Origin of the sequence: Leisingera aquaemixtae (assembly GCF_019801145.1) — a bacterium.
Lineage (GTDB): Bacteria > Pseudomonadota > Alphaproteobacteria > Rhodobacterales > Rhodobacteraceae > Leisingera > Leisingera aquaemixtae_A.
In genome coordinates, this window is record NZ_JAHVJQ010000006.1 from 200,646 (window position 1) to 224,176 (window position 23,531).

A 23,531-nucleotide genomic window follows, 5' to 3' on the forward strand; every position below is an offset into this window, starting at 1 on the left:
AGGGGGCTCAGGGGGCCGGGATTACTTGATGCTGCGCGCTGCCAGGGCTGCGGCGCGGAGTTCGTCGGCAATCTCTTCGGCTTCCTCGGGGTCGAAGTCCATCGGGATCTCGACGCCGCCCGCCTCGATGAAAATCCGCACCATGCCCTGATCGGTCGGGCCGATCTGCATGTTTGCTTCCACGTCGCGTTCGGTATTGATGCCCATTTTGCACTCCACTGGCGGCCAGCCGCTTGAATGCCGGTGCTAGCCCGGCACAGGCTGAAACGCAAGCCGGGTTTGCGCTACACTGCCTGCATGAAGGATGTGACTCTGCGCCGATTCGCCCCGACCGACATGCAATGGCTGGTGGCTCGCCACCAGGACCTCTATGCCCGCGAGGCCGGTTTCGACGACAGCTTCGGGCCGCTGGTCGCCGATATCCTGCACAGCTTTTGCGCCGGCCACGATCCGGCCTGCGAACGGGGATGGATGGCCGAATGCGGCGGCGAAAGGCTGGGCACGGTGTTCTGTATGAAGAAGGATGACGAGACGGCGCAGCTGCGGTTGTTCCTGCTGACGCCCAAGGCGCGCGGCAAGGGGCTGGGCAAGCGGCTGCTGCGCGACTGCATGGAATTCGCCCGCGCCGCCGGCTATCGCGGCATGATGCTGAAAACCCACCAGAGCCACCGCACCGCCTGTGCCCTGTACCAGGCTTTCGGCTGGCAGTTGCAGGACAGCCGCCCGGTGCGCAACTATGGCCAGGATCTGATGGAGCAGACCTGGAGCCTGTCTTTCCAGAACGCAGAGGCGTGATGACGGCAGGACGCGGCGCCGCGGGAAAATTGGGTGTAAACGCAAGCGGTTGTGGATAACTTTCCGCTCCGGTTCCCATGCCGGGCGGAGCGTTTGACGGCCGGAAAACGGCGCGGTTGTTTTCTGAAAAAGAATGGTGAAAAACCTCTTGCACGCCCCCGGGGTGTGCTATAAATGCCCCCTCAGTGCCGCCTTAGCTCAGTTGGTTAGAGCGCTGGATTGTGGATCCAGAGGTCCCCCGTTCAAGCCGGGGAGGCGGTACCATCCTCTCTCACAGATCTGCCTGCCTTTTGTGCTCTTTTGCGGCTGCATTAGAGCAAAGCGCGTGCCGCCTCCTGCCATTCGCGCAGAGCACCTCCGGGGCATGCGGTGCCACTAACAAGGCGGCCGACGGGCGGATTTTCATGTTTTTTTAGGGGTGCCCCGGTGGCGGCCTGCACTAGCTCAGCGCAACGGAAGCTGGCTTTCGGGTGCTGGCAGAAATGGCCGTGCGGCGTCCAGCCGGAACCGGGTATTGCTTGGACGGCGGAAGTATCCCGCCGCCCCGGCGGAGGGCTTAATCTGCTGGACCGGTTGTCGTCGTTGTTGTTGTCGAGCTGTCATCGTCGTCAGCAATCACAACCAGAAGCAGGGCGCCGCCGACAACAGCCGCGGTGGCTTCGGCAGAAAGGCCGGTCTCAGGCAGCCCGTTGGTATTGGCCTGTGCCACGGTCTGGGCACCGGGAGCCTGGCATGTGACCTGCAGCGAGCCGTTCGCAAGATAGGTGGCAGAGACAGGCGTTCCGGCACCGCAGGCCAGGCGCCGCTTGGCCTCTTCCAGTGCCGGATCCGCCTGGGCAAATGCGGCCTGGCTGGCGAAAGTCAGCGGAATTATCATGGTGATTGCCTGCAAGATACTGGTACGCATGGGAAAAAGCCCTTATGATTTGTGAACACTTTTAGGTTAGCCAGCGGCCGGCTGCCAAGCAACATAACGCTGCAGCCGCGGCGGGGCTCCGGCAAAATGCCGCGCAGCGGTGCTGAGCGATAAGCGGTTTCGGGCCACTGTTAAGAGTCTTAGTGAGGGTGAGGACATGTTCAAGGCAGCGATAAGCAGTGTGATTGCAGGGGTTTCCAGCCTGGGGGTGGCTGCTGCGCCCGCCTTGGCTCAGGCGCCCGGGCCGATTGTCTACTCAGTTGTGGTGCCCGCCGGGGAGTTCGGTTCGGCGGCGTATTTGGCAGAGCTTCTGGGAACTCTGGCCGCGGCCAAGGCCTTTTGCCGGGCCACCGGTGATTCTGCGCTTCAGGTGGATTGCTTGTCGGAGCGGCTGGAGACCGCGGCCGGCGGCATTCCCCAGGGCACCGACTATGACGAGGTGCGCGGGGTGCTGCAGGACACGTCAGCGCGGCTGAAGCGGCTGGCCCGCCAGAACAGGGATCCGGGCCGGGGCCGGGTGACTGTCACCAGCTCTGCGAACCCGGCTGAACGCACCGCCCGCCCGCTGACCCCGGTGACCGCCGCGGCCCAGGCTGCGGTGAACCAGGAAGCCGCCCGTATCCTCGAGGAAGCCGCAACCGTTCTCTTGCGCAGTGCCGAGGCCGCTCAGGAGCGCCAGACACAATATGCCCAGATTGCCGCGGCAATCGATTCCAACAAGGTGCTGCTGAGGTCCTGACCGGACCCGGCTCAGTCGGCGATCTGAATGTCCTGACGCAGCGCGCCGGACTCGCGGTCGAAGATCAGGATGCGGTTGTCCCGGCTGACAATGGCGATCCAGCCGCGCCCCAGCGTCACCGCTTCGGCTTCCACGCCCTCGGGCAGGGCGATTTCTGCGGGAAGCGTTGCCTCATTGCCTTGCAGGCGGATGACAAGCAGCGAGATTATCAATACAAGCCCGCCAATCATCACCACCGTCAGGGTGGTCACCAGCCGCCGCAGGAACCGGATCTGCGGCGGTTCCTGTTGGATTTCGGTCTCGGAAGGATCAGTCATGGGCAGCCGCCGGATTGAGTTTGTCATCGCGGAAAACCCGCCTAAGCGGCTTGATAAAGCGGTTTCGCGCGATGTGCCAGAGGAGGCGTCGCTGTCGCGCACCCGGCTGGCCCGGCTGATCGAGGAGGGCGCGCTGACGGTCGACGGCGCCGTGGTGCAGGATGCTAAGGCCAGGGTCGAAGCGGGCGCGCTGATCGCCATTCTAGTGGAGGAGGCTGAGGACAGCCACATCGGCCCCGAGGATATCCCGCTGGAGATCGTCTATGAGGACGATGACCTCATCGTCATCAACAAGCCTGCGGGCATGGTGGTGCATCCGGCGCCGGGATCGCCCTCGGGCACGCTGGTCAACGCGCTGCTGCACCATTTCGGCGGCAACCTTTCCGGCGTCGGCGGCGTCAAACGCCCCGGTATCGTGCACCGGATCGACAAGGAAACCAGCGGCCTTCTTGTGGTGGCCAAATCCGACGCTGCCCACCAGGGCCTGGCGGCGCAGTTCGAGAAGCACACGGTGGAGCGTTACTATCAGGCGGTCTGCTACGGCGTGCCGGACGGCAACGACCCCCGCCTGCGCGGGGTGAAGGGTGCCAGCTTTGAACCCGGCAATATCCTCAAGCTCACCACCCAGCTGGCGCGGCACAAGACCGACCGCCAGCGTCAGGCAGTTCTGTTCCAGGGCGGCCGCCACGCGGTGACCCGGGCCCGGATCTGCGAAAGCTTCGGCAATCCGCCCTCTGCGGCGCTGATCGAATGCTGGCTGGAGACCGGCCGCACCCACCAGATCCGGGTGCATATGGCCCATGCCGGCCACGGGCTGATTGGCGACCCCACCTATGGCGGCCGCCGCAAATTGGCCGCCAAGGCGCTGAGCCCGGCGGCGCAGGCCGCGGTGCAGGCTTTCCCGCGTCAGGCGCTGCATGCGGCGGTGCTTGGGTTTGATCATCCGGTGACCGGTGAGGCTCTCAGATTCGAGGCCCCGCTGCCGCAGGACATGGCTGGTCTGCTGGCGGTTTTGCGCCAGTAAACTGACAGCAAATAAGCGTGTTCCGTCCTGTGATGCAATTCACAGACGAAAAGACTCGGGCTAACATAGAAGAATTCCTTAAGCGGTCCTTGAAAAGGACTTAGCGCTAACACATATGCGCTAATGTTAAGTCCTTATACATTTTGGGAGGGACACTTTATATGGCGAATTATGCAAACTTGCCTGCCCCGACGCCCGAAGGCGGCCTGAACCGGTATCTCCAGGAAATCCGCAAGTTTCCGCTATTGGAGCCGGAAGAGGAATACATGCTGGCCAAGCGCTGGGTCGAGGAACAGGATGCGGCTTCGGCCCACAAGATGGTGACGTCCCATCTGCGGCTCGCGGCCAAAATCGCCATGGGCTACCGCGGCTACGGCCTGCCGCAGGCGGAAGTGATCTCCGAGGCCAACGTCGGCCTGATGCAGGCGGTGAAACGTTTCGACCCGGAAAAGGGCTTCCGCCTGGCAACCTACGCCATGTGGTGGATCCGCGCCTCGATCCAGGAATACATCCTGCGCTCTTGGTCGCTGGTGAAGCTGGGCACCACCTCGGCGCAGAAAAAACTGTTCTTCAACCTGCGTAAGGCGAAGGCCCGCATCGGCGCGCTGGAGGAGGGCGACCTGCGCCCCGAAAACGTCGCGCAGATTGCCAATGACCTTGGCGTGACCGAGGAAGAAGTGATCTCGATGAACCGCCGGATGTCCGGCGGCGATGCGTCCTTGAATGCCACTGTCGGCTCTGAGGGCGAAGGCACCATGCAGTGGCAGGACTGGCTGGAGGATGAAGACGCTGACCAGGCCGGCGACTACGAAGCCCGCGATGAGCTGGAAGCCCGCCGCGAGCTGCTGGCAGAGGCGCTGGACGTGCTGAATGACCGGGAGAAGGACATCCTGACCCAGCGCCGCCTGATGGATCAGGTGGTCACCCTGGAGGAACTGAGCACGCAGTACAACGTCAGCCGCGAGCGGATCCGCCAGATCGAGGTGCGCGCGTTCGAGAAACTGCAGAAGAAGATGCGCGATCTGGCAATGGAAAAGGGCATGCTGACCGGCGCCTGATTTCCGGAATTGGCAGCAAAGTTGAAAGGCGGTGCAGTGCACCGCCTTTTTTTTCCCTGGCGATGATGCTGGCTTTACGGCATTGGTGCTGCCGCCATGTTTCGCGTGCGAAACATTGGGTCAACAACGCTGACCCGGAGAGCTGGCGGATGCTGGCGGTAAACCTGTCTGGCACGGGCCTGGCGGAATACTGGGTGCGCGGCTGGATAGGGAGGCTGGCAGAATTGCTGGCGGACTGTGCTAGGCGCGGCTGGCTGAAATCACTCTGGTTGCTGGCGAAGCTTGCTGTCTGGCTGCCCTGACGGGTGGCTGGAGCGCTGGCTGCTTGCTGCCGGTGATTCTGGCTTGCTTGCAATTTCTGCATTCTATGTAGCTGGCAGCTGCAGGGCGGTCAATGGAAAATGCAATAAAATCAAATAGTTGACAGAATCGCTCAGAAATTGCCGCCAGCTGCCTCTGGTCAGGCCTCCCTCCCGCTCCTAAAATCACATCCTCTGGCACGGGAGGAAGGATCATGGCAGGCGGCTGGGCGCAGGACGGCGCGGTGAATGAGCAGATCGAGGCGTCGATCAATGATGAGCTTGCACGGATGAAGGCCCAGAAACGGCCGGTGGGCGAAAGCCTCACCCATTGCGCCGAATGCGAGGAGCCGATCCCGGAAAAGCGCCGCATCGCCATTTCCGGCGTTAAGCTCTGCATCGACTGCCAGCAGGAGCGCGACGGCGCCCATCAGGCCCGCGGCGGCATCAACCGGCGCGGTTCCAAGGACAGCCAGCTGAAATAACTTTACCTGCCTCCGGTCAGGTTGGTTTGCCGTCCGGTACGTGGACGGGCGCGGGCGCAAGGCCGTTAGGCGGGCAGTAGCGCAGCATGGGGATCAGGCGGCCTAGCCAGCGCAGTTTGCCGTGTTGTTCGATCCACAGCGCATAGGCGACATAGGTTGGATCCTCGGACAGGTGCTTTTCCTCGGCCTTGGCACGCAGGAAATAGATTCCGTTGATGCCCAGCAGCAGCAGGCAGTGGCGCAGCGCCTCGGCGGCGCCTTCGGTGGTGAAGAAGGGCACCGACAGCAGCCACCAGGAGATGTTCTTGAACAGATACGACGGGTGGCGGGTCCAGCGGTAGGGGCCGTTGGTGATGATGCCGCGGTGGGTCAGGTTGGAAAACCGGATGCCAAAGGAGGCATTGGCCCAGGCCCACAGCACCTTGGATGTGATGATGGCAGCGCCCCAAAGGAACACCCAGGGCCCCCAGCTGTCTCCGAACATGTCCAGCCAGCCGATGCCGTCGTTGTACTCCAGATACTTGCGGCCGATGACGGAAAAGAACGGCACATACATCGCCAGGGTCACCACCCAGCCCCAGAACAGCGGGTTGCAGGAGCGGATATGCGAATTGGTGAGCCGCAGGGTCAGAACATAGCCGATGCTGACAAAGGCCAGGTCGACACCTACCGCCAGCCGGCCGGTGTAGCTGACAAAGGCGGGAAAGCTCTCCACCGCCGCGGTCAGCGGGGTTTCCAGCAGATAGGCGGCATTGCCGCTGAAATAGACAAACATCAGCGGCAGAAAGAACCCCTTGATCAGCCAGCCGAGGCCGAAGTCCAGCAATGCTGCCCGCTCCGCCAGGGGCAGGCGGCCCAGAAACAGATTGCCGGCGTGGAAATAACCGTCCTCTGGCGCGTCCATCCAAGGATCGGTGGCGATGAAATAGGGAACCGCCAGAAGCAGCAGCACCGGGAGGCAGGTGCGGCATGCCTCCCAGAACGGCGAGTAGAAAGAACGGTGGTACTCCGGAAACAGCCAATAGGCCGCGGCGATCACGGCCAGGGTGCCCCAGAGGCCGATCAGCTTCACCAGGATCCGGGGCCAGTTGATGCGCTGCCATTGCAGCACTGCAGGCTGCACAAGCCCGGCTGTTTTATGGCGGTACACCCGCAGCACCAGGACTTCATGCGCCATCATCGGCAGCGCGGTGGCCAGCATCGCAAAAACCCCGGCCTCGACCCGTCCGGTTCCGGTGCCCCGCATCAGGATCAAGGCGGCAAAGTAGCCTGCAAGGCCGAGCAGCATGGTGACTTGGCTGGTCGCTGAGGTTGGCGGGGCTGATCTGGGGTGTTCACTCATTCTGCTCGAACCGGATGCTCATTCCGTTGCCACATGATGCTAGCCCGCGCCCGCGCGGTTTCATCTTTTTTACTGCGGATTGCCTGCGGGAGCGTGCCGGAGGGCAGTCAATTGAAGTGAGTGCGGGCAGGGGGACGCCTGATCCTGGCAGAGCCGTTGCGGCCCGGCACTCCGCCATGAACTGCGGGCTTTCATCGCCTTTTGCGCCGCAGCCAGCGGCGGATCAGCTTTATGTCCATGGCGGCGATCAGCACGCCAAGCGGGATCATCCAGAAGCCGAGGACCGGCAGGAACCCGAATATCCCGCCCAATATCAGCAGAACCCCCAGCAGCAGCCTCAGCCCGGGCGGAACCCGGGCGCGCACCCAGGCAAAGAACGGGCGGAAGCGTTCTTTCAGGGAGGGCTTTCGCGTCATTCAGCGGCCTTTCAGCTCCATCCTCAGAATATGCTGGGGGCCGGCCAGTCCGTGGGGGTGGATGCCGCCGGTATCCTGAAATCCGCCCTTCAGATAGCAGCGGATGGCGCCGGGGTTCTGCAGGTTGACTGTCAGCACCACTGCGCCGCGGCCGGGGTAAAGGGCGGGCAGATAGGTTTTCAGGGCCGCCACGGTGGCGGTGGCAAGGCCTTTGCCCTGTTCGCCGCGGTCGATCATAAAAGCTCGCAGACCCAGGTCTTGCGGTGCAGCGAAGCTGTAAGTCTCATGATACAGCCGGTCGATCTTGAAAAAGCCGGCCGCGCCGCTGCCGTTGAGGATGGCGTGGAAATCCACGCCATCCTCATCTTCTTCAAAGGCCTGCGCCACGGTCCCGGAAAAGCGGGTCTGATCCGGCTCCACCTGAATATGGCGCACCAGGTCAAACTCGCTGCGGGCCACCGGGCGCAGGCTGAGGGTCATTACTCCTCCATCGCCTCCAGCTCATCAATGAAGCCGGAGATCATGCTGAGGCCCTTGTCCCAGAATTTCGGATCGGTGGCATCGAGGCCAAAGGGCGCCAGCAGCTCCTTGTGGTGCTTGGAGCCGCCCGCCTTGAGCATCTCGAAATACTTGTCCTCGAAGCCCTCTGCGCCGCTGGCGTAGACAGAATAGAGCGCGTTCACCAGCCCGTCGCCAAAGGCATAGGCGTAGACATAGAAGGGCGAATGCACGAAGTGGGGGATGTAGGCCCAAAAGGTCTCGTACCCGTCCATGTATTCAAAGGCTTCGCCCAAGCTTTCCGCCTGCACCGACATCCAGATGGCGTTGATGTCATCCGGGGTCAGCTCACCCTCGGCTCGGGCGGCGTGCAGCTTGCATTCGAAGTCATAGAAGGCGATCTGGCGCACAACCGTGTTGATCATGTCCTCGACCTTGCCCGCCAGCAGCACCTTGCGCTGCTCTTTGGTTTCGGCCTTGTCAAGCATCTTGCGGAAGGTGAGCATCTCGCCGAACACGGACGCGGTCTCCGCCAGGGTCAGCGGGGTGGAGGAGAGCATCTCGCCCTGTTCCGCCGCCAGCACCTGGTGCACGCCGTGGCCCAGCTCATGCGCCAGGGTCATCACGTCGCGCGGCTTGCCCAGATAATTCAGCATCACATAGGGGTGCACGTTGGTGACGGTCGGATGGGCAAAGGCGCCGGGGGCCTTGCCGGGCTTCACGCCGGCGTCGATCCAGCCTTTGGAGAAAAACGGCGCGGCGATCTCCCCCATGCGGGGATCAAAGGCGTCATAGGCCTCCATCACCGTCTTTTCGGCCTCATCCCAGCCAATCGTGCGGGTGTCTTCCAGCGGCAGCGGCGCGTTGCGGTCCCAGACCTGCATCACATCCAGCCCCAACCATTTGCGCTTCAGCTCGTAGTAGCGGTGGCTGAGCTTGGGGTAGGCAGCAACCACCGCCTCGCGCAGCGCCTCGACGACCTCGGGCTCCACGTCGTTGGACAGGTGGCGGCCGGTCTGCGGGCTGGGCATGCCGCGCCAGCGGTCGATGATTTCCTTTTCCTTGGCTTGCGTGTTGTGGACGCGGGCAAAGGTCTTGATGTTCTCGCTGAACACGCGGGCCAATTCGCGGGCCGCGGCCTCGCGCTTGCTGCGGTCCTGCTCGGTCAGCAGGTTCAGGGTGCCCTCGATGTTCAGCTCTTCGCCGTTCACGGTGAAGGTGAGGCCCGCGATGGTCTCGTCGAACAGCTTCTCCCAGGCGTCGCCGACGATGCCGAGATCGTGCATGAACTTCTCCAGCTCGTCCGACAGCTGGTAGGGTTTCATCGCGCGGATGCGGCGGAACACACTGGCATAGCGGGCAAGCTCCGCATTGGCGGCCAGATGCGCCTGCATCGCGTCGTCTTCGATCCGGTTCAGCTCCAGCGTGAAGAACACCAGGGGGGTGGTGGCGATGGTGACCTTCTCCTGGCAGTCTGACAGGAAGGCGGCGCGGTCGGCGTCGGTGGTCAGCTGGTAATAACGCAGGCCGGCAAAGGACATGATGCGGCCGGCGATGTTGTTGATCTTCTCATTGCGCTGCACGCATTCCAGCAGCCCGTCTGCATCCAGATCCGCCAGCTTGCCCTCGTAATCGGCGGCAAAGGCGGCGCATTCCTTCTCCAGCCAGTCCAGGTCGCGGGCCAGTTCGGGGGCGTCCTCAGACGCATAAAGATCGCTGAGGTCCCATTCCGGCAGATCGCCGAGGCCGCCGGAACCGGCAGTGGCGTTTGCGTCGCGAACGGGGAAGGGAAGCTGGAACATGGGGGCTCCTGTCATGAGAAATGCTTTGACCCAACATCTAAGGGCGGGCTTGCGGGATCACAAGCAGCCGGCTGCGGAACCGGGAGAGAATGGCAGAAGCGGGTAAGGGCCTCGTAAACGGTGCGTGCGCAGCCTGCGCAACGGGGCAGCGGAGAGTCAGCGGCTGTACTGGTCAAACAGGCGGCACATGCGGGAAAACACGCGGGTTCGGATTTCCGGGGTTTCCATCATCACCTCGTGCTGGGCGCCCTTGATCAGCTCCAGCTCGCCGCCCGGCCAGCGGTTCATGCGGTCGTGGACCGCCTCTGGATTGACGATCTGCTCTTCGGTGCCCAGGAAGGTGATGCAGGGCAGGGCAGGCGAGGGCATGGCTGCCAGTTCGGCGCATTCCTGCAGGCTGACACGCAGCCATTGGATGGTGGGGCCGCCAAGCGCCAGATCGGGCTGGGCCGCCAGCTGAGCATGCATCAGCCGGTACATCTCGGGGTCTGTGGTCAGCGTGTTGCCCTCAAACGGCGTGATCTGAACATACTGATCCAGCGCGGTGGTCGGCAGCAGCCGTTTGTCCAGCCGCAGATACGGCGCGATGCTGCCCAGGAGGCTGGCAAGCGGCCGCAGCAGCGGTGGGATCTGGATGCCCCACATCGGGCCGGTGAAACAGCAGGAATTGACTTCCAGCCCCTCGATCAGCGCCCGCAGGCCGATAGCGCCGCCCATCGAATGGCCAACCAGGTGCCAGGGCCGTGGCAGCTCCAGCTGCGCGGCCAGCGCGGCCAGCGCCTGCACATCTTTCTGAAAATCGGTGAAATGCCCGACATGGCCCAGCCGCCGTTCCGCCAGCATTCGCCCGGACAGCCCCTGGCCGCGCCAGTCAACCGTCAGGGTGGCATAGCCGCGGGCGGCAAACTCCGCCGCGGCGAGCCCGTATTTTTCGACATACTCGGTGCGCCCCGGGAACAGCAGGACCGTGCCCTTTGCCTCCCCGTCCGGGCGCCAGTGGCCCGCGCGGATGCGCAGGCCATCCGATGTGTGCACCCAATGGGCTGCGCCGCCCGCCGGTCCCCGCGCGATCTCCGCGAACAGGGGGGCGGGCTGCAGATCCACCGGGGTTCCGTCCATCAGGCCAGTGCCGAGGCGAGCTGCATCGCCGTGCCCATGTCGCCGTCAATGGTCAGCTTGCCGGACATGAAGGCGGCAGTCGGGTTCAGGTCGCCTTCCAGGATCGACTGGAAGGTGTCGGCGTCGGCGGACATGGTCACATCCGCCTCTTCGTCGGCGACGCGGGCGCCTGCGCTGTCCAGCATGATGGCGCCCAGGCCTTCGATCTGGAATTTGGCGGAGGCGGTGAATTCGCCTGCGTCCAGTTTGCCGTTCAGGGCTTCTGCCGCCTGCTCAAGGGTAACGCTCATATCGGTCCTCAATCTGTTTGGCGCGCTTATAGCACAAACCTGTGAAGCCATAGCAGCTAATACTGGAAAATGCAGCGCGCGGGATTACACTGGGGTATCATGCTGGCAAATTTCCCAAAGCTCAAAGCTATCGTGGCGGCAGCGGCGGCCACTGCCGCGCTATCCCTGTCCGGAAGCGGCGCGGCGCAGCAGCTTACCGCCGAGGTCCTGCTGCAGGACCTGGCGCAATCGGAGAAGTCCGAGGCTGCAGCGATCGACCGCGAGCTGCAGGCGCTGTGGGCCAGGAGCGGCTCTCCGGCGATGGATCTGCTGCTGCGGCGGGGACGCGACGCAATGGAGCGCGGCGACCTGCAGGAGGCGGTGGAGCATCTGACCGCGCTGACAGATCACGCGCCGGAATTCGCCCGCGGCTGGTACGAACGCGCGCGGGTCTATTTCGAGATCGGCCTCTACGGCCCTTCAATAGCGGATCTGGAACGGTCGCTGGCGCTGAACCCGCAGGATTACAACGCGATCTATGCGCTGGGCGTGGTGTTTGAGCAGTTCCGCCAGCCGGAGCGCGCCTATGAGGCCTACCAGCGCGCCAAGGCTATACATCCGCACCACGAGGAAGTAAGCAGCGCCCTCGAACGTCTGAAGCCCTCTATCGAGGGCAGGGAACTGTAAGCCCCTTTGGGGCGCGGGGGCTGAAGATATGGCAAGCGCATCGCGGATCGTGGCCGTCCTGGGCCCGACCAATACCGGCAAAACCCATTATGCCATCGAACGGATGCTGGGCTACCGCACCGGGGTGATGGGCTTTCCGCTGCGCCTGCTGGCGCGCGAGGTCTACGACAAGGTCGTGGCGGCACGCGGGCCTTCGGTGGTGGCGCTGGTCACCGGCGAGGAGCGCATTGTGCCGCCCCGGGCGCAGTACTGGATCTGCACGGTGGAGGCGATGCCGGAGGGCATGGGCTGCGACTTCCTGGCCATCGACGAGATCCAGCTTTGCGCCGACCCGGAGCGCGGCCATGTGTTCACCGACCGGCTGCTGCGCGCCCGCGGCACCCAAGAGACGCTGTTCCTGGGCGCCGACACCATGCGCGGGCCGATCTCGGCGCTGGTGCCGGGCGTCGAATTCCACCGCCGCGAGCGGATGTCCGATCTGGTCTATGCGGGTTCGAAAAAGATCAGCCGGATGCCGCCGCGCACCGCCATCGTCGGGTTTTCGGTCGACAGCGTCTATGCGATTGCCGAGCTGATCCGCCGCCAGAAGGGCGGCGCGGCAGTGGTGATGGGCGCGCTTTCCCCGCGGACGCGGAATGCCCAGGTGGCGCTGTATCAGAATGGGGAGGTCGACTACCTGGTTGCCACCGATGCCATCGGCATGGGCCTCAACCTCGACATCGACCATGTGGCGTTTTCTTCTACCACCAAGTTCGACGGCCGCCGGATGCGCCCGCTGGCGCCCAATGAACTGGCGCAGATCGCAGGCCGCGCAGGCCGGGGGATGAGCCACGGCACCTTTGGCGTCACCGGCGATGCCCGGCCGCTGGACGAGGGCACCGCCTCGGCGATCATGAACCACCAGTTCACACCGCTGAAAAAGCTCAACTGGCGCTCTGCCGATCTGCAGTTCGGCACGGTCGAGGCGCTGATCAATGCGCTCGAATCAAGCCCGGCGAATGAAAACCTGACCAAGGCGCGCGAAGCCGATGATCTGGGTGCGCTGAAGATGCTGTCGCGGGAATCCGCCGTTATTGCCCGCACCACCAATGCGCAATCGGTGAAACTGCTGTGGGATGTCTGCCGGATCCCGGATTTCCGCGGCATCTCCCATGCTGAGCACGCCTCGCTTCTGGGGGTGATTTTCGAGCATCTGCACGGCGGCGGGGTGGTGCCGGACGACTGGATGGCCCGCCAGATAAAGCGGATTGACCGCACCGACGGAAACATCGACACATTGTCCAAGCGTCTGGCATTTATCCGGACGTGGACATATGTCGCGCAGCGGAATGGCTGGCTGCGTGACGAAAGCCATTGGCGCGGGGAGACGCGCGCTGTAGAAGACAGGTTGTCAGATGCTCTGCATGAGCGCTTGACTCAGCGATTTGTGGACCGGCGCACGTCTGTGCTGTTGCGGCGGCTCAAACAGAAGGAGGCCCTTTTGGCCGAAGTGAATGACAAGGGTGAAGTGACGGTCGAAGGCGAATTCGTCGGCCGTCTGGAAGGGTTCCGGTTCAGCCCGGACAAAGGTGCGCAGGGTGCCGAGGCGAAAGCCTTGAAGGCGGCCTCGCTGCAGGCTTTGGCGCCGCAATTCCATCTGCGTGCGGACCGGTTCTACAACGCGCCCGACACCGAGATCGATTTTACCGAGCAGGGCGGCCTGATGTGGGGCGAGCACGCGGTGGGCAAGCTGGTTCCCGGCGCAGACGCGCTGAACCCGCGGATCGAGGTCTTCGTCGATGACGCCGCCGGGCCGGATGTTGCCCAGAAAGTCGAGCGCCGCCTGCTGCATTTCATCACCCGCAAGATCAACGCGCTGTTCGAGCCGCTGTTGAACCTGCAGAAGGATGAGGAGCTGACTGGCCTGGCGCGCGGCTTTGCCTTCCGCATGGTCGAAAACCTCGGCGTGCTGCCCCGTGCCGGTGTGGCGCAGGAGGTCAAGGACCTGGATCAGGACGCCCGCGGCGCGCTGCGCAAGCATGGTATCCGGTTCGGCCAGTTCACCATCTTCATGCCGCTCTTGCTGAAGCCCGCGCCGACCCGTCTGCGCCTGGTGCTGTGGTCGCTGGCCAACGGCCTGCAGGACTTCCCCGAGGCGCCGCCGCCGGGCCTGGTCACCGTGCCGTCGATCAAGGACGCGCCCGAAGGCTATGACACCATGTCCGGCTACCGTGCGGCAGGCGAGCGGATGATCCGCATCGACATGCTGGAGCGCCTGGCCGACATGCTGCGCAGCGAAGACAGCCGCGGCGGCTTTGAAGCCAAGGCCGACATGCTGTCGATCACCGGCATGACGCTGGAGCAGTTCGCCGATCTCATGCAGGGCCTGGGCTACAAGGCCGAGAAAGGCGAGCGCGAGAAGGTGAAGCCGGCCGATGCCGTGGTTGCCGAAACCGGCGCGCCTGCCGAAGGGCAGCCGGTGATGGATGCCGCCGCAGAGGCGGAGAGCACCCCGGCCGCGGCACCGGCCGCCGAGGGCGAGCCTGCGCCGGCGGATGTGCCTGCCGGCACCGAAGCCATCGCGGACGAGGGCGTTGCCCCCATCGCCGAGGAGCCGGCCGAGCCGGCAGCCGAAGCGCCCGTTGCGGAAACGGCCGCGGATGAAACCCCGGTTGGCGAAGCTGCCGATGCGGCCGTCGACGCGCCGGAGGTGGAAGTCTTCTATACCTTCACCTGGGGCGGCAACCGCGGCGGACGCCAAGGCGGCGGCCAGCGCCAGCAGAACCGCCGCCCGCAGGGCGAGGGCAAGCCTGGCGGCAAGGGCAAGCCGCGCGGCGCCAAGGGCGGCGACCGCGGCGACCGCGGTAAGCCGGGCCGCAAGGGCGGTCCGCGCCAGGATCAGGGCGCCAAGACCTATTCCTCGCGTCCCGCCAAGAAGGAAAAGCAGATCGACCCCGACAACCCCTTTGCCGCAGCGCTGATGGGGCTGAAGCAGGGCGACTGATCCGGCCATGGCCGAAGGGGCGCCCAAGATCCGCATCGACAAGTGGCTGTGGCATGCGCGGTTTTTCAAAACCCGCAGCCTGGCCGCGAAACAGGTCAGTGCGGGCCATGTGCGCCTCAACGGCACCAAGGCCCTGAAACCGGCTCAGAACGTCACCCCGGGCGACGTTCTGACCTTTGCCCAGGCCAAGGTGATCCGCGTGGTGCGGGTGGAGGCCATCGGCGAGCGGCGCGGCCCGGCGCCGGAAGCGCAGGCGCTGTACTTCGACATGACGGAAAGGCAGGAAAAAGTTCCGGCCAATCCGAAGTTCGAGGGAAAAGGCCGCCCGGACAAAAAAGCCCGCAGGGCGCTTGATCTTACCCGCAAGCCCGAGGGCTTTTGACGCCTTGAAGTGCAGCCGCGTCTGGATTAGCTAGGCGCAAACGGATAACGGGACTCGGTACAATGACCTATGTCGTGACGGAAAACTGCATCGCCTGCAAATACACCGACTGTGTCGAGGTGTGCCCGGTGGACTGTTTTTATGAGGGTGAGAACACTCTGGTGATCCATCCCGACGAATGCATCGACTGCGGCGTCTGCGAACCGGAATGCCCGGCTGATGCGATCCGCCCGGATACCGAGCCGGACATGGACAAATGGGTTGAGTTCAACCGCAAGTACGCCGAGCTGTGGCCGGTGATTGTCTCCAAGAAAGACCCGATGCCGGGTTACGAGGAGCGCGACGGCGAAGAGGGCAAGATGGAGAAGTATTTCTCCGAGGCGCCCGGCGAAGGCGGCTGATTCTCTGCCGCCAGGGGCGATGCCGCATTTGTGCGGAAAACCGCCGCATTGCACGGGGAATTTACGCCCCCTTGCCAGCAGGCCGCCTTTCGGGCGGCCCTGTTTTATGATATACTTAAGGCGTAAATGACATAAACAATCGGAGTCCGCCCCCGGCGCACGCCTCTGGCGGTGCGCGTTATTGGGCGGTATTTCTGCGGAGAAAATGTCCTGGAACTGGTCAGAGCAAAATGACCGGAGCCGGGTGTTTTGTTCGCCTTAGTGCCGGTTCTGCCCGGCTGTGAGTGAGGAAAAACCTGTATGACCAAGTCGAAGAAGCTCGAATTCCGCCCCAATGATTACGTGGTCTACCCGGCGCATGGCGTGGGTCAGATCATCTCGATCGAGGAGCAGGAAGTCGCTGGCTTTGCGCTGGAGCTTTTCGTGATCACCTTCGAAAAGGACAAGATGACCCTGCGGGTGCCGACCAACAAGGCAACTGAAGTGGGTATGCGTTCGCTGAGCTCGCCGGACGTGATCGACCAGGCGATGAAGACCCTCAAAGGCAAGGCCAAGGTCAAGCGCGCCATGTGGTCGCGCCGCGCTCAGGAGTATGAGCAGAAGATCAATTCCGGCGATCTGATCTCAATCGCCGAGGTGGTGCGCGACCTGCACCGCACCGACGACCAGCGCGAGCAGAGCTACTCCGAGCGCCAGCTGTACGAAGCTGCGCTAGAGCGCCTGACCCGCGAAGTGGCTGCCGTCTCCGGCAACGACGAGATCGCCGCGGCCAAGCAGGTGGATGAGGTTCTGACCTCCCGCGCTGCCTGATCTTCCGGACCTAATGACTGATGGGCCGTGCCTGAAAAGGCGCGGCCTTTTTCATGGCCGGCCCGGTTCAGCCGCAGATGGCGAGGAGCGCAAGCAGCCCGGCAATCTCAGCCGCCTGCTGCGAGGCCCCCAGGATATCGCCGGTCTGGCCGCCGATCTTGGCCTTGGCCAGGGCGCCCAGGCACAGGGCGGCCGCGGCCATCGCCAGGGCCGCGCCCAAGGCCGCGCTGCCAATCAGCGGCAGCGACAGGGCAACCGCCAGCCCGGCTGCCAGCAGGCAGGGCAGGGCGCGGGGGCGGCCCACGGTTTGCGACAGCCCCGCCGCCCGCGCATTGGGCAGCGCCGCCATCAGCGCGGGCATTGCGGCCCGGCTCATCATCGCCAGCGCCAGCAGCGGCCAGACCCCGGCCGCATCCAGCAGCGCGGCAAGGGCGCTCCAGCGCAGGCCCAGCCCCAGGATCAGCGCAATCACCCCGTAGGCGCCAATGCGGCTGTCCTTCATGATCTCAAGCCGCCTCTCGCGGCTGAAACCGCCCCACAGCCCGTCGGCAGTATCCGCGAGCCCGTCTTCGTGCATGGCGCCTGTCAGCAAGACCTGCATTGCCAGCGCCAGACCGGCCGCCACCATGGCGGGCAGGCCCGCCGCCAGCGCCAGCGCGGCCAGCAGCGCTGCGGGCAGCGCAACCGCGAGCCCGGCCAGCGGAAACGCCCAGACCGCCCGGGACTGGCGCTGGAAGGCTTGCGGCGGCAGATGCGGCAGCGGCAGCCGGGTCAGCAGCACCAGCGCCAGCAGGATGTCTTTTGCCTGAATGTCGTTTTTTTGCATTTGCGGGCCTATTGCAGTGCTTGCGGCAGGGCTGCCAGCGGGTAAACAGGGTGAAACCGCTTTATCCGCGTCACCCGCTCAGATGCAACGAGGCTTTCCCATGCTGCCACAGCTTTCTTCCCTTGATGATTTCCGCGCCGCACTGGCTGGCGCGCCCGCGCAGGACCAGACGGCGCTGGATGGCGCCGCCGAGCGCAACGGGCAGCTGACCAAGCCGCCGGGCGCGCTGGGGCGGCTGGAGGACCTGGCAGTGTGGTACGGCGGCTGGCGCGGCAGCGCGCGGCCCCAGATCGCCGCGCCGCAGGTGATTGTCTTTGCCGGCAACCACGGTGTGACCGCGCAGGGCGTATCCGCCTTCCCGCCCGAGGTCACCGCGCAGATGGTGATCAACTTCGAGCATGGCGGTGCCGCGATCAACCAGCTGGCCAAGCTGGCGGGCGCCCGCATGGATGTGCATGCGCTGGAACTGGACCACCCGACTGCCGATTTCACTAAAGGCGCCGCGATGCGCCAGGACGAGCTGCTGGCGGCGCTGCAGACCGGCTGGGACGCGGTGGACCCGAGCGCGGACCTGCTGGTGGTCGGCGAAATGGGCATCGGCAACACCACCCCCGCCGCGGCGCTGGCCTGTGCGCTGTTCGGCGGCGAAGCGGCGGACTGGACCGGGCGCGGCACCGGTGTGGACGACGCGGGCCTTGCCAACAAGACCCGTGTGGTGGCCGAAGGCGTTGCCCTGCACCGTGATGCGGTCCGCGACGGGCTGGACGCGCTGGCCTGCCTGGGCGGGCGCGAGATTGCCGCCATGGCGGGCGCCATTGCTGCGGCCCGCGTGCTGCGCATCCCGGTGATCCTGGACGGCTTCATCTGCTGCGCTGCCGCCGCCTGCCTGCTGCAGACTTCCGATGGGGCGCTGGACCACGCGGTGGCAGGCCATCAGAGCGCTGAGGGCGCGCACAGCGCCTTGCTGGCTAAACTGGGCAAGCAGCCGCTGCTGTCGCTCGGCCTGCGGCTGGGCGAGGCCTCCGGCGCCGCGCTGGCAATCCAGGTGCTGAAAGGCGCCATTGCCTGCCACAGCGGCATGGCGACATTTGCAGAGGCGGGGGTGGCTGACGGCTGATAGGTCCGCTGGCCCTGCGCATCAAAACAAAGCCCCGGCCAGTGCCGGGGCTTTTCTCATTCAGCAGCTTCAGCTGATTTCTTGCGCTTGCGTTCCGCCATTTCGAAGATGGCGCTTTCGATCGCCTTCTCCAGCTCCTGCGCGCGTTCGATATAGGCAGGGTTCTGGCTGGCGGGCACGCCGGGCATCCAATGCTGCGCCAGGTCGCGCAGGTTCTGGCGGTCATGGGCATAGAAAGTCTGCGCCGCCTGCGCTGCCTCATATTCGCTGAGGCCGACGTTCTCCAGCACATAGCGGCCGGCGCGGACCGAGCTGTCGAACAGCTCGCGCACGATGTCGTCGGCGCCGGCCTGGTACAGCTCATAGACATGATTGCGGTCCTTGGCGCGGGCGATGATATGCAGGTCCGGGTAGGACCGGCGCACATGGGACACCATCTTGACCACGCCCTCGGGGTCATCCAGCGCCACCACAAAGACCTTGGCCTTGGCGATGCCCGCGGCTTTCAGAAGCTCCGGGCGGGTGGGGTCGCCAAGGAAGCTCTTGACCCCGAAACGGCGCATCAGCTGCACCGCCTCCATGTCGTGATCCAGCACCACGGTCTTGAAGCCGCTGGCCTGCACCAGCCGGTTGACGATCTGCCCGAACCGCCCGATGCCCGCGATGATCACCGGGCCTTCCTCGTCGATCTCGTCCGGCTCCTGCGCCTGCAGCGGCTCGCCCATGCGCTTGGACAGCAGGTCATAGGCAATGAACAGCAGCGGGGTGATCAGCATCGACAGCGCAATCACCAGCAGCAGTTTCTCCGACAGCGCCTCCGGCAGGACGTTGAGCTGGGTGGAAAAGGCCAGCAGCACAAAGCCGAACTCCCCGGCCTGCGCAAGGCTGAGGGTGAACAGCCACAGCCGGCGGCGGCGCAGGCCAAAGGCGCGGCCGACAACAAACAGCACCGCGCCCTTGGCGATGATGACCAGGAGCGCAAGGCCGATCAGGTCGCCGGGGTCGGCTAGGAACAGGCGGTAGTCGATGCCGGCCCCGACGGTAATGAAGAACAGGCCCAGGAGCAGACCCTTGAAGGGGTTGAGGTCGCTTTCCATCTCGTGCCGGAATTCCGAGTTGGCCAGCACCACCCCCGCGAGGAAGGCGCCGAGCGCCGGCGACAGGCCGACCAGGGTCATCAGGAACGAGATGCCGACCACAATCATCAGCGCCAGGGCAGTGTACATTTCACGCAGGTTGGAGGCGTGGATGAAGCGGAACAGCGGCCGTGTCAGATAGATGCCTGCCAGGATGATGAAGGCGATGGCGGCGAGGGTGACCAGCGCCACCGCCCAGCCCGGCAGCCCTTCCACCAGAGACAGGGAGCCGTGGCCGCCATGGCCGCCCACGCCCTCGCGGCTGATGGAGCCGTCAGCGGTAAACTGGGGGATAGCGTAGCTGCCTAGGAGCGGCAGAAACGCCAGAATCGGGATCACCGCAATGTCCTGGGTCAGCAGCACCGAGAAGGCGGCGCGGCCGCCGCCGGTGCGCATCAGCCCCTTCTCCGAGAGCGTCTGCAAAACGATCGCGGTGGAGGACAGCGACAGCGCCAGGCCGACCGCGAGGCTGACATGCCAGGTTTCTCCTGCAGCCATGGCAGCGCCCATCAGGACAACGGTCGAGGCGGTAATCTGCATGCCGCCCAGGCCGATCAGCTTGTCCCGCATCGCCCAAAGCGCCCGCGGCTCCAGTTCCAGGCCGATCAGGAACAGCATCATCACCACGCCGAACTCGGCGAAATGGCGCAGATCCTCGGTTTCGGTGCCGGTCAGGCCCAGCACCGGCCCAATAGCGATGCCCGCCGCCAGGTAGCCCAGCACCGAGCCAAGCCCGAGCCGGGCCGCCAGCGGCACCGCGATGACGGCGGCCGCCAGATAAATTGTTGCCTGATAGAAAAACTCTTCCATGGAAAAGGTATCGCAAGCCTGCCCCGGCCTTGGCAATGGCTTTCCCGGCTGCGCCGCCATGTTCCGGGCAAAACGGCGCCTGCCGGGCGGTTATTGCTCCAGCATTCTGATCTCTTCGCTGAGTTTGCCGATCCGGTCCAGGCGCCGCGAAATCCGTTCCTGGAAGCCGCCCAGCTGGTCGATGATGTCCGCCAGGGTTTCGCCGGAATCGGTCAGCCGTGCGCTTTCGATCTTGAGCAGCACCCGGGTGGAGCTGAGGCCGAGGAAATGGCGGTGCATGATCTGGCAGGCCGCGGTGATCCGCGAGGCTTCTCCGTCCACCTCTCTCATGCCCTCCTCGGAGCGTTTCACCTGCTCCTTCACCAGATTGCTGAGGATGTCTCGCTCCGCTTCCATGTCTGCTTCGCCCATATTGCGGCGCTCTTCCTGCAGCTGGTTGTCGCATTCGATCAGGATCCGCGCCATGCCTTCGACAAACAGGCTGGCATTCACAGAGGACTTGATCTTGGCAAAATTGCTGTTCTTGCCCATCACGTGGGCGGCAAACCAGTCCGACATCTGCCGCGACATGGCGCCATAGTTCTGCGACAGCACTGTCACCGGCCCGCCGGAGGGCTCGATCCGCGACGCCAGAACCCGAAGATTGTGGGGAATGGTGTGCATCGCATCGAAATCGGTGATCAGGCCCTCGGTTTCTTCAACCAGGGTTTCGGCGTCCTTCAGCATGCTGGTCAGCTCCCGGACCCGGGCGTGCGGCTGGTTGCCCAGCCCCTGGTCGCGGGCAATCAGCTCCTGGCTGAGGGCATGGGCGGCAAACTGGTGGTAGTTCTCATAGCCCTGGCCGGCCAGCCAGTCGAGCAGGTACCGGGCGCTGTCCTCCGGGCTGGCGCCCTCGTCCTTTTCGCGCTTCAGCATTTTGGCATAAAGCCCGCGCACCTCGTCAAACAGCTTGCTGCTGGGTTTGATCCGCGCGGACAGATAGCCGTCCTGGCAGGGCACGACCACGGCGAAGACCCAGTAGTACAGGCCGTCCTTGGCCTTGTTCTTGACATAGGCGCCAATCGCCTCGCCGCGCTGGATGGTTTCCCAGAACAGCGAAAACACGCCCTTGGGCATGTCCGGGTGGCGGATCACTTTGTGGGGGGCGCCGATCAGCTCAGACCAGGAGTAGGCACCGACGCGGCGGAACACATAGTTGCCGGCCTGGATCACCCCGCGGCTGTCGGTTCTGGAAAAAAACACCTCGTTCAGGCCAAACGGAGCCTCCCCGCTGGAGGGGCGGGTTTCGACACGGCGGTCTACAAATGACACGGAACAATTCCACTTTAGGTTACAGTAGTCGTTGCCGCATCTTTACGCCCAATTCCTTCCCGCTTGGTTAAGTCGGCAGCGGCGCATCGCGTTTTAATTGAGCCATGACGATCTGGCTCTGGACACGCGAAACGCCGGGATGAGGCAGCAGAATGTCGTGGATCAGGGCGTTCAGCGCCTGCAGGTCGGTGCAATAGACCCGCAGCAGGTAGTCGGCCTCGCCGGTCATGGTCCAGGCGGAGGTGATTTGCGGCTGGCTGGCGACCAGGCGGGCGAATCCCTTGGATTGTTCAGGCCCGTGGCTGCCCAGATGCACCTGGATGAATCCCTGCACGGCCAGCCCCAGCTTGGCAGGGTTCAGCCGGGCAGCGTAGCCTTCGATGTAACCTTCTGCCTCCAGCCGCTGCCGCCGCCGCCCGGCCTGGCTGGGGGACAGATTGAGAATCTCGCCCAGTTCCTGCGCGGTCAGATGGGCGTTCTTCTGCAGCGATGCGAGCAATTTAGTGTCTGTAGGATCCAGCATGCGTATATTCCTCTTGTCCGCACCATTTGGCGCGTGAAACTCGCGTGTTTCAAGGCCTGTCTGCAGAACTACGCGGAAAACATGCATCGCGAATGCGGTATTCTTGATTCAAGAATTCACATTGTCCCGCATGACATGAAGGAGACGCGCAATGGGTCCTTTCCCGCACAACGCCCCGAGATCCGAAATCACCCCCGAGAACCCGGCCGGCACCGATGGCTTTGAGTTTGTCGAATTCGCAAGCCCCGAGCCGGAAGAGCTGCGGGCGCTGTTCGCCCGCATGGGCTACGAGCTGGTCGGCCGCCGCAAGGACCAGCCGCTGGTGGAACTGTGGCAGCAGGGGGATGTCACCTACATCCTGAATGCCGACCCGGAGAGCTTTGCCGCCAAATTCGTGGAAGAGCACGGCCCCTGCGCCCCGGCGATGGGCTGGCGCGTTGCCGACGCGCAGAAGGCTTTCGCGCACGCGGTTGCCAAAGGCGCCGAGGCCTATGAGGGGCCGGGCAAGGTCATGGATGTGCCGGCGATCAAGGGCATCGGCGGTTCGCTGATCTACTTCATCGACCAGTATTACGACACTTCGCCCTACAACACCGAGTTCGAGTGGCTGAAACAGTCCAAGCCGCGCGGCGACGGGTTCTACTACCTCGATCACCTGACCCACAACGTCTACAAGGGCAACATGGACAAGTGGTTCAAGTTCTACGAGGAGCTGTTCAACTTCAAGGAGATCCGTTTCTTCGATATCCAGGGCAAATACACCGGCCTGTTCAGCCGCGCGCTGACCTCGCCCTGCGGCCGCATCCGGATCCCGATCAACGAAGACCGCGGCGAGACCGGCCAGATCGTGTCCTACCTCAAGAAATACAACGGCGAAGGCATCCAGCACATCGCGGTCGGCACCGAGGACATCTATGCCAGCACCGACGCGATTGCCGATAAGGGCCTGAAGTTCATGCCCGGCCCGAACGACACCTATTACGAGTTGTCCAAGGAGCGGGTGCACGGCCATGACGAGCCGCTGGACCGCATGAAGAAACACGGCATCCTGATCGACGGCGAAGGCGTGGTGGACGGCGGCGAGACCCGCATCCTGCTGCAGATCTTCTCGAAAACCGTGATCGGCCCGATCTTCTTCGAGTTCATCCAGCGCAAGGGCGACGACGGCTTCGGCGAAGGCAACTTCAAGGCGCTGTTTGAATCGATCGAGCGCGAGCAGATCGAAAGCGGTGAGATCCAGGCCGCGGAATAAGCGCTGCAGGAAACCGGAAGAGAACCGGACTGCGCCGGGCCTGCCATGCAGGCCCGGCTTTTTTGCGGCTGGCCGTCAGCGGGGAGAGGGGGGAACCTGCCGCCGCTCCCCAAACCCGGGCGGATACCATGAGGGGCTGAGGGGCATGGGACCTAACGGGGATAAGCAAAGGCAGTGGCTGAGGGGCGAGCAGCGGCGCAGAAAGCTGCGCGCG

Annotated in this window: 26 protein-coding genes and 1 tRNA gene; 14 read left to right on the forward strand and 13 right to left on the reverse strand. The window is 64.2% G+C overall.

From position 1 onward, the window contains the following. Positions 1-21: 21 nt before the first annotated feature. Positions 22-207, reverse strand: a complete 186-nt coding sequence (locus KUW17_RS16005; protein WP_222480915.1) for a DUF6324 family protein — start codon at positions 205-207, stop codon at positions 22-24. A gap of 90 nt (positions 208-297) precedes the next feature. On the opposite strand from KUW17_RS16005, the gene KUW17_RS16010 reads away from it, so the two are divergent. Then, complete coding sequence (locus tag KUW17_RS16010) at positions 298-795, forward strand: GNAT family N-acetyltransferase (protein ID WP_222480917.1); 498 nt, start codon at positions 298-300, stop codon at positions 793-795. Positions 796-982: 187 nt separating this feature from the next. Then, a tRNA-His gene (locus KUW17_RS16015) sits at positions 983-1,059 on the forward strand. 292 nt (positions 1,060-1,351) lie between these two features. Here KUW17_RS16015 and KUW17_RS16020 read toward each other — a convergent pair. Further along, positions 1,352-1,672: a hypothetical protein gene (locus KUW17_RS16020; RefSeq protein ID WP_261397239.1), complete on the reverse strand. Its 321-nt coding sequence runs from the start codon at positions 1,670-1,672 to the stop codon at positions 1,352-1,354. A gap of 196 nt (positions 1,673-1,868) precedes the next feature. Here KUW17_RS16020 and KUW17_RS16025 point away from each other — a divergent pair, with 196 nt between their 5' ends. Next, a complete protein-coding gene (locus KUW17_RS16025; protein WP_222480921.1) occupies positions 1,869-2,450 on the forward strand; it encodes a hypothetical protein in 582 nt (193 codons plus the stop codon). A gap of 11 nt (positions 2,451-2,461) precedes the next feature. Here the strand turns inward: KUW17_RS16025 and KUW17_RS16030 are convergent, their stop codons facing one another. Next, positions 2,462-2,767 (reverse strand): DUF6476 family protein, encoded by a 306-nt coding sequence (locus KUW17_RS16030; RefSeq protein WP_222480923.1) that lies wholly within the window; start codon positions 2,765-2,767, stop codon positions 2,462-2,464. On the opposite strand from KUW17_RS16030, the gene KUW17_RS16035 reads away from it, so the two are divergent. From KUW17_RS16035 to KUW17_RS16050, 4 genes are all read left to right on the forward strand, one after another. Beyond that, positions 2,766-3,791 carry an RluA family pseudouridine synthase gene (locus KUW17_RS16035; RefSeq protein WP_222480925.1) on the forward strand — a complete coding sequence of 342 codons (1,026 nt, stop codon included), beginning with the start codon at positions 2,766-2,768 and terminating at the stop codon, positions 3,789-3,791. The genes KUW17_RS16030 and KUW17_RS16035 overlap by 2 nt on opposite strands. Positions 3,792-3,952: 161 nt before the next feature. Beyond that, positions 3,953-4,849, forward strand: a complete 897-nt coding sequence (gene rpoH / locus KUW17_RS16040; protein WP_222480926.1) for an RNA polymerase sigma factor RpoH — start codon at positions 3,953-3,955, stop codon at positions 4,847-4,849. 62 nt (positions 4,850-4,911) lie between these two features. Beyond that, entirely contained in the window at positions 4,912-5,151 is a 240-nt protein-coding gene (locus KUW17_RS16045; protein ID WP_222480928.1) for a hypothetical protein, read from the forward strand. A gap of 212 nt (positions 5,152-5,363) precedes the next feature. After that, the gene (locus tag KUW17_RS16050; RefSeq protein ID WP_222480930.1) at positions 5,364-5,633 is read left to right on the forward strand and encodes a DksA/TraR family C4-type zinc finger protein; all 270 of its coding nucleotides are present in this window, start codon (positions 5,364-5,366) and stop codon (positions 5,631-5,633) included. 16 nt (positions 5,634-5,649) lie between these two features. Here the strand turns inward: KUW17_RS16050 and KUW17_RS16055 are convergent, their stop codons facing one another. From KUW17_RS16055 to KUW17_RS16080, 6 genes are all read right to left on the reverse strand, one after another. After that, positions 5,650-6,975 carry a methyltransferase family protein gene (locus tag KUW17_RS16055; RefSeq protein ID WP_222480931.1) on the reverse strand — a complete coding sequence of 442 codons (1,326 nt, stop codon included), beginning with the start codon at positions 6,973-6,975 and terminating at the stop codon, positions 5,650-5,652. Between the two features lie 191 nt (positions 6,976-7,166). Further along, positions 7,167-7,391 carry a hypothetical protein gene (locus tag KUW17_RS16060; protein WP_222480934.1) on the reverse strand — a complete coding sequence of 75 codons (225 nt, stop codon included), beginning with the start codon at positions 7,389-7,391 and terminating at the stop codon, positions 7,167-7,169. Continuing rightward, entirely contained in the window at positions 7,392-7,871 is a 480-nt protein-coding gene (locus KUW17_RS16065; RefSeq protein WP_222480936.1) for a GNAT family N-acetyltransferase, read from the reverse strand. Continuing rightward, entirely contained in the window at positions 7,871-9,691 is a 1,821-nt protein-coding gene (locus tag KUW17_RS16070; RefSeq protein WP_222480939.1) for a M3 family oligoendopeptidase, read from the reverse strand. Before KUW17_RS16070 ends, KUW17_RS16065 begins: the two co-directional genes overlap by 1 nt. A gap of 156 nt (positions 9,692-9,847) precedes the next feature. Then, a complete protein-coding gene (locus tag KUW17_RS16075) occupies positions 9,848-10,810 on the reverse strand; it encodes an alpha/beta fold hydrolase (protein WP_222480941.1) in 963 nt (320 codons plus the stop codon). Beyond that, entirely contained in the window at positions 10,810-11,100 is a 291-nt protein-coding gene (locus KUW17_RS16080; protein ID WP_222480943.1) for an SCP2 sterol-binding domain-containing protein, read from the reverse strand. Before KUW17_RS16080 ends, KUW17_RS16075 begins: the two co-directional genes overlap by 1 nt. A gap of 99 nt (positions 11,101-11,199) precedes the next feature. On the opposite strand from KUW17_RS16080, the gene KUW17_RS16085 reads away from it, so the two are divergent. From KUW17_RS16085 to KUW17_RS16105, 5 genes are all read left to right on the forward strand, one after another. After that, positions 11,200-11,766, forward strand: coding sequence for a tetratricopeptide repeat protein (locus KUW17_RS16085; protein ID WP_222480945.1), 567 nt, complete (start codon positions 11,200-11,202; stop codon positions 11,764-11,766). Between the two features lie 28 nt (positions 11,767-11,794). Further along, the gene (locus tag KUW17_RS16090; protein ID WP_222480947.1) at positions 11,795-14,749 is read left to right on the forward strand and encodes a helicase-related protein; all 2,955 of its coding nucleotides are present in this window, start codon (positions 11,795-11,797) and stop codon (positions 14,747-14,749) included. A gap of 7 nt (positions 14,750-14,756) precedes the next feature. Beyond that, positions 14,757-15,131 (forward strand): RNA-binding S4 domain-containing protein, encoded by a 375-nt coding sequence (locus tag KUW17_RS16095; RefSeq protein WP_222480949.1) that lies wholly within the window; start codon positions 14,757-14,759, stop codon positions 15,129-15,131. A 62-nt stretch (positions 15,132-15,193) separates the two neighbouring features. Continuing rightward, positions 15,194-15,532 (forward strand): ferredoxin FdxA, encoded by a 339-nt coding sequence (gene fdxA, locus KUW17_RS16100; RefSeq protein ID WP_019294695.1) that lies wholly within the window; start codon positions 15,194-15,196, stop codon positions 15,530-15,532. A gap of 300 nt (positions 15,533-15,832) precedes the next feature. Further along, positions 15,833-16,342 (forward strand): CarD family transcriptional regulator, encoded by a 510-nt coding sequence (locus KUW17_RS16105; RefSeq protein WP_222480951.1) that lies wholly within the window; start codon positions 15,833-15,835, stop codon positions 16,340-16,342. 67 nt (positions 16,343-16,409) lie between these two features. Here KUW17_RS16105 and cobS read toward each other — a convergent pair whose 3' ends face one another. Next, entirely contained in the window at positions 16,410-17,168 is a 759-nt protein-coding gene (cobS, locus tag KUW17_RS16110; RefSeq protein WP_222480952.1) for an adenosylcobinamide-GDP ribazoletransferase, read from the reverse strand. Positions 17,169-17,268: 100 nt separating this feature from the next. On the opposite strand from cobS, the gene cobT reads away from it, so the two are divergent. Beyond that, complete coding sequence (cobT, locus tag KUW17_RS16115; RefSeq protein WP_222480954.1) at positions 17,269-18,285, forward strand: nicotinate-nucleotide--dimethylbenzimidazole phosphoribosyltransferase; 1,017 nt, start codon at positions 17,269-17,271, stop codon at positions 18,283-18,285. Positions 18,286-18,341: 56 nt separating this feature from the next. Here cobT and KUW17_RS16120 read toward each other — a convergent pair whose 3' ends face one another. The 3 genes from KUW17_RS16120 to KUW17_RS16130 form a co-directional block, all read right to left on the reverse strand. Continuing rightward, positions 18,342-20,231 (reverse strand): monovalent cation:proton antiporter-2 (CPA2) family protein, encoded by a 1,890-nt coding sequence (locus KUW17_RS16120; protein WP_222480956.1) that lies wholly within the window; start codon positions 20,229-20,231, stop codon positions 18,342-18,344. Between the two features lie 90 nt (positions 20,232-20,321). Beyond that, entirely contained in the window at positions 20,322-21,542 is a 1,221-nt protein-coding gene (locus KUW17_RS16125; RefSeq protein WP_222480958.1) for a PAS domain-containing protein, read from the reverse strand. Between the two features lie 67 nt (positions 21,543-21,609). Next, positions 21,610-22,065, reverse strand: coding sequence for an Lrp/AsnC family transcriptional regulator (locus KUW17_RS16130; RefSeq protein ID WP_222480960.1), 456 nt, complete (start codon positions 22,063-22,065; stop codon positions 21,610-21,612). Positions 22,066-22,216: 151 nt separating this feature from the next. Here KUW17_RS16130 and hppD point away from each other — a divergent pair, with 151 nt between their 5' ends. Further along, positions 22,217-23,317 (forward strand): 4-hydroxyphenylpyruvate dioxygenase, encoded by a 1,101-nt coding sequence (hppD, locus tag KUW17_RS16135; RefSeq protein ID WP_222480962.1) that lies wholly within the window; start codon positions 22,217-22,219, stop codon positions 23,315-23,317. Positions 23,318-23,531 lie beyond the last annotated feature (214 nt).

Coding starts and splice junctions, on each gene's coding strand:
- KUW17_RS16005 (WP_222480915.1), bottom strand. CDS start 207: ATGGGCATCAATACCGAACGCGACGTGGAAGCAAACATGCAGATCGGC.
- KUW17_RS16010 (WP_222480917.1), top strand. CDS start 298: ATGAAGGATGTGACTCTGCGCCGATTCGCCCCGACCGACATGCAATGG.
- KUW17_RS16020 (WP_261397239.1), bottom strand. CDS start 1,672: ATGATAATTCCGCTGACTTTCGCCAGCCAGGCCGCATTTGCCCAGGCG.
- KUW17_RS16025 (WP_222480921.1), top strand. CDS start 1,869: ATGTTCAAGGCAGCGATAAGCAGTGTGATTGCAGGGGTTTCCAGCCTG.
- KUW17_RS16035 (WP_222480925.1), top strand. CDS start 2,766: ATGGGCAGCCGCCGGATTGAGTTTGTCATCGCGGAAAACCCGCCTAAG.
- KUW17_RS16030 (WP_222480923.1), bottom strand. CDS start 2,767: ATGACTGATCCTTCCGAGACCGAAATCCAACAGGAACCGCCGCAGATC.
- rpoH (WP_222480926.1), top strand. CDS start 3,953: ATGGCGAATTATGCAAACTTGCCTGCCCCGACGCCCGAAGGCGGCCTG.
- KUW17_RS16045 (WP_222480928.1), top strand. CDS start 4,912: ATGATGCTGGCTTTACGGCATTGGTGCTGCCGCCATGTTTCGCGTGCG.
- KUW17_RS16050 (WP_222480930.1), top strand. CDS start 5,364: ATGGCAGGCGGCTGGGCGCAGGACGGCGCGGTGAATGAGCAGATCGAG.
- KUW17_RS16055 (WP_222480931.1), bottom strand. CDS start 6,975: ATGAGTGAACACCCCAGATCAGCCCCGCCAACCTCAGCGACCAGCCAA.
- KUW17_RS16060 (WP_222480934.1), bottom strand. CDS start 7,391: ATGACGCGAAAGCCCTCCCTGAAAGAACGCTTCCGCCCGTTCTTTGCC.
- KUW17_RS16065 (WP_222480936.1), bottom strand. CDS start 7,871: ATGACCCTCAGCCTGCGCCCGGTGGCCCGCAGCGAGTTTGACCTGGTG.
- KUW17_RS16070 (WP_222480939.1), bottom strand. CDS start 9,691: ATGTTCCAGCTTCCCTTCCCCGTTCGCGACGCAAACGCCACTGCCGGT.
- KUW17_RS16075 (WP_222480941.1), bottom strand. CDS start 10,810: ATGGACGGAACCCCGGTGGATCTGCAGCCCGCCCCCCTGTTCGCGGAG.
- KUW17_RS16080 (WP_222480943.1), bottom strand. CDS start 11,100: ATGAGCGTTACCCTTGAGCAGGCGGCAGAAGCCCTGAACGGCAAACTG.
- KUW17_RS16085 (WP_222480945.1), top strand. CDS start 11,200: ATGCTGGCAAATTTCCCAAAGCTCAAAGCTATCGTGGCGGCAGCGGCG.
- KUW17_RS16090 (WP_222480947.1), top strand. CDS start 11,795: ATGGCAAGCGCATCGCGGATCGTGGCCGTCCTGGGCCCGACCAATACC.
- KUW17_RS16095 (WP_222480949.1), top strand. CDS start 14,757: ATGGCCGAAGGGGCGCCCAAGATCCGCATCGACAAGTGGCTGTGGCAT.
- fdxA (WP_019294695.1), top strand. CDS start 15,194: ATGACCTATGTCGTGACGGAAAACTGCATCGCCTGCAAATACACCGAC.
- KUW17_RS16105 (WP_222480951.1), top strand. CDS start 15,833: ATGACCAAGTCGAAGAAGCTCGAATTCCGCCCCAATGATTACGTGGTC.
- cobS (WP_222480952.1), bottom strand. CDS start 17,168: ATGCAAAAAAACGACATTCAGGCAAAAGACATCCTGCTGGCGCTGGTG.
- cobT (WP_222480954.1), top strand. CDS start 17,269: ATGCTGCCACAGCTTTCTTCCCTTGATGATTTCCGCGCCGCACTGGCT.
- KUW17_RS16120 (WP_222480956.1), bottom strand. CDS start 20,231: ATGGAAGAGTTTTTCTATCAGGCAACAATTTATCTGGCGGCCGCCGTC.
- KUW17_RS16130 (WP_222480960.1), bottom strand. CDS start 22,065: ATGCTGGATCCTACAGACACTAAATTGCTCGCATCGCTGCAGAAGAAC.
- hppD (WP_222480962.1), top strand. CDS start 22,217: ATGGGTCCTTTCCCGCACAACGCCCCGAGATCCGAAATCACCCCCGAG.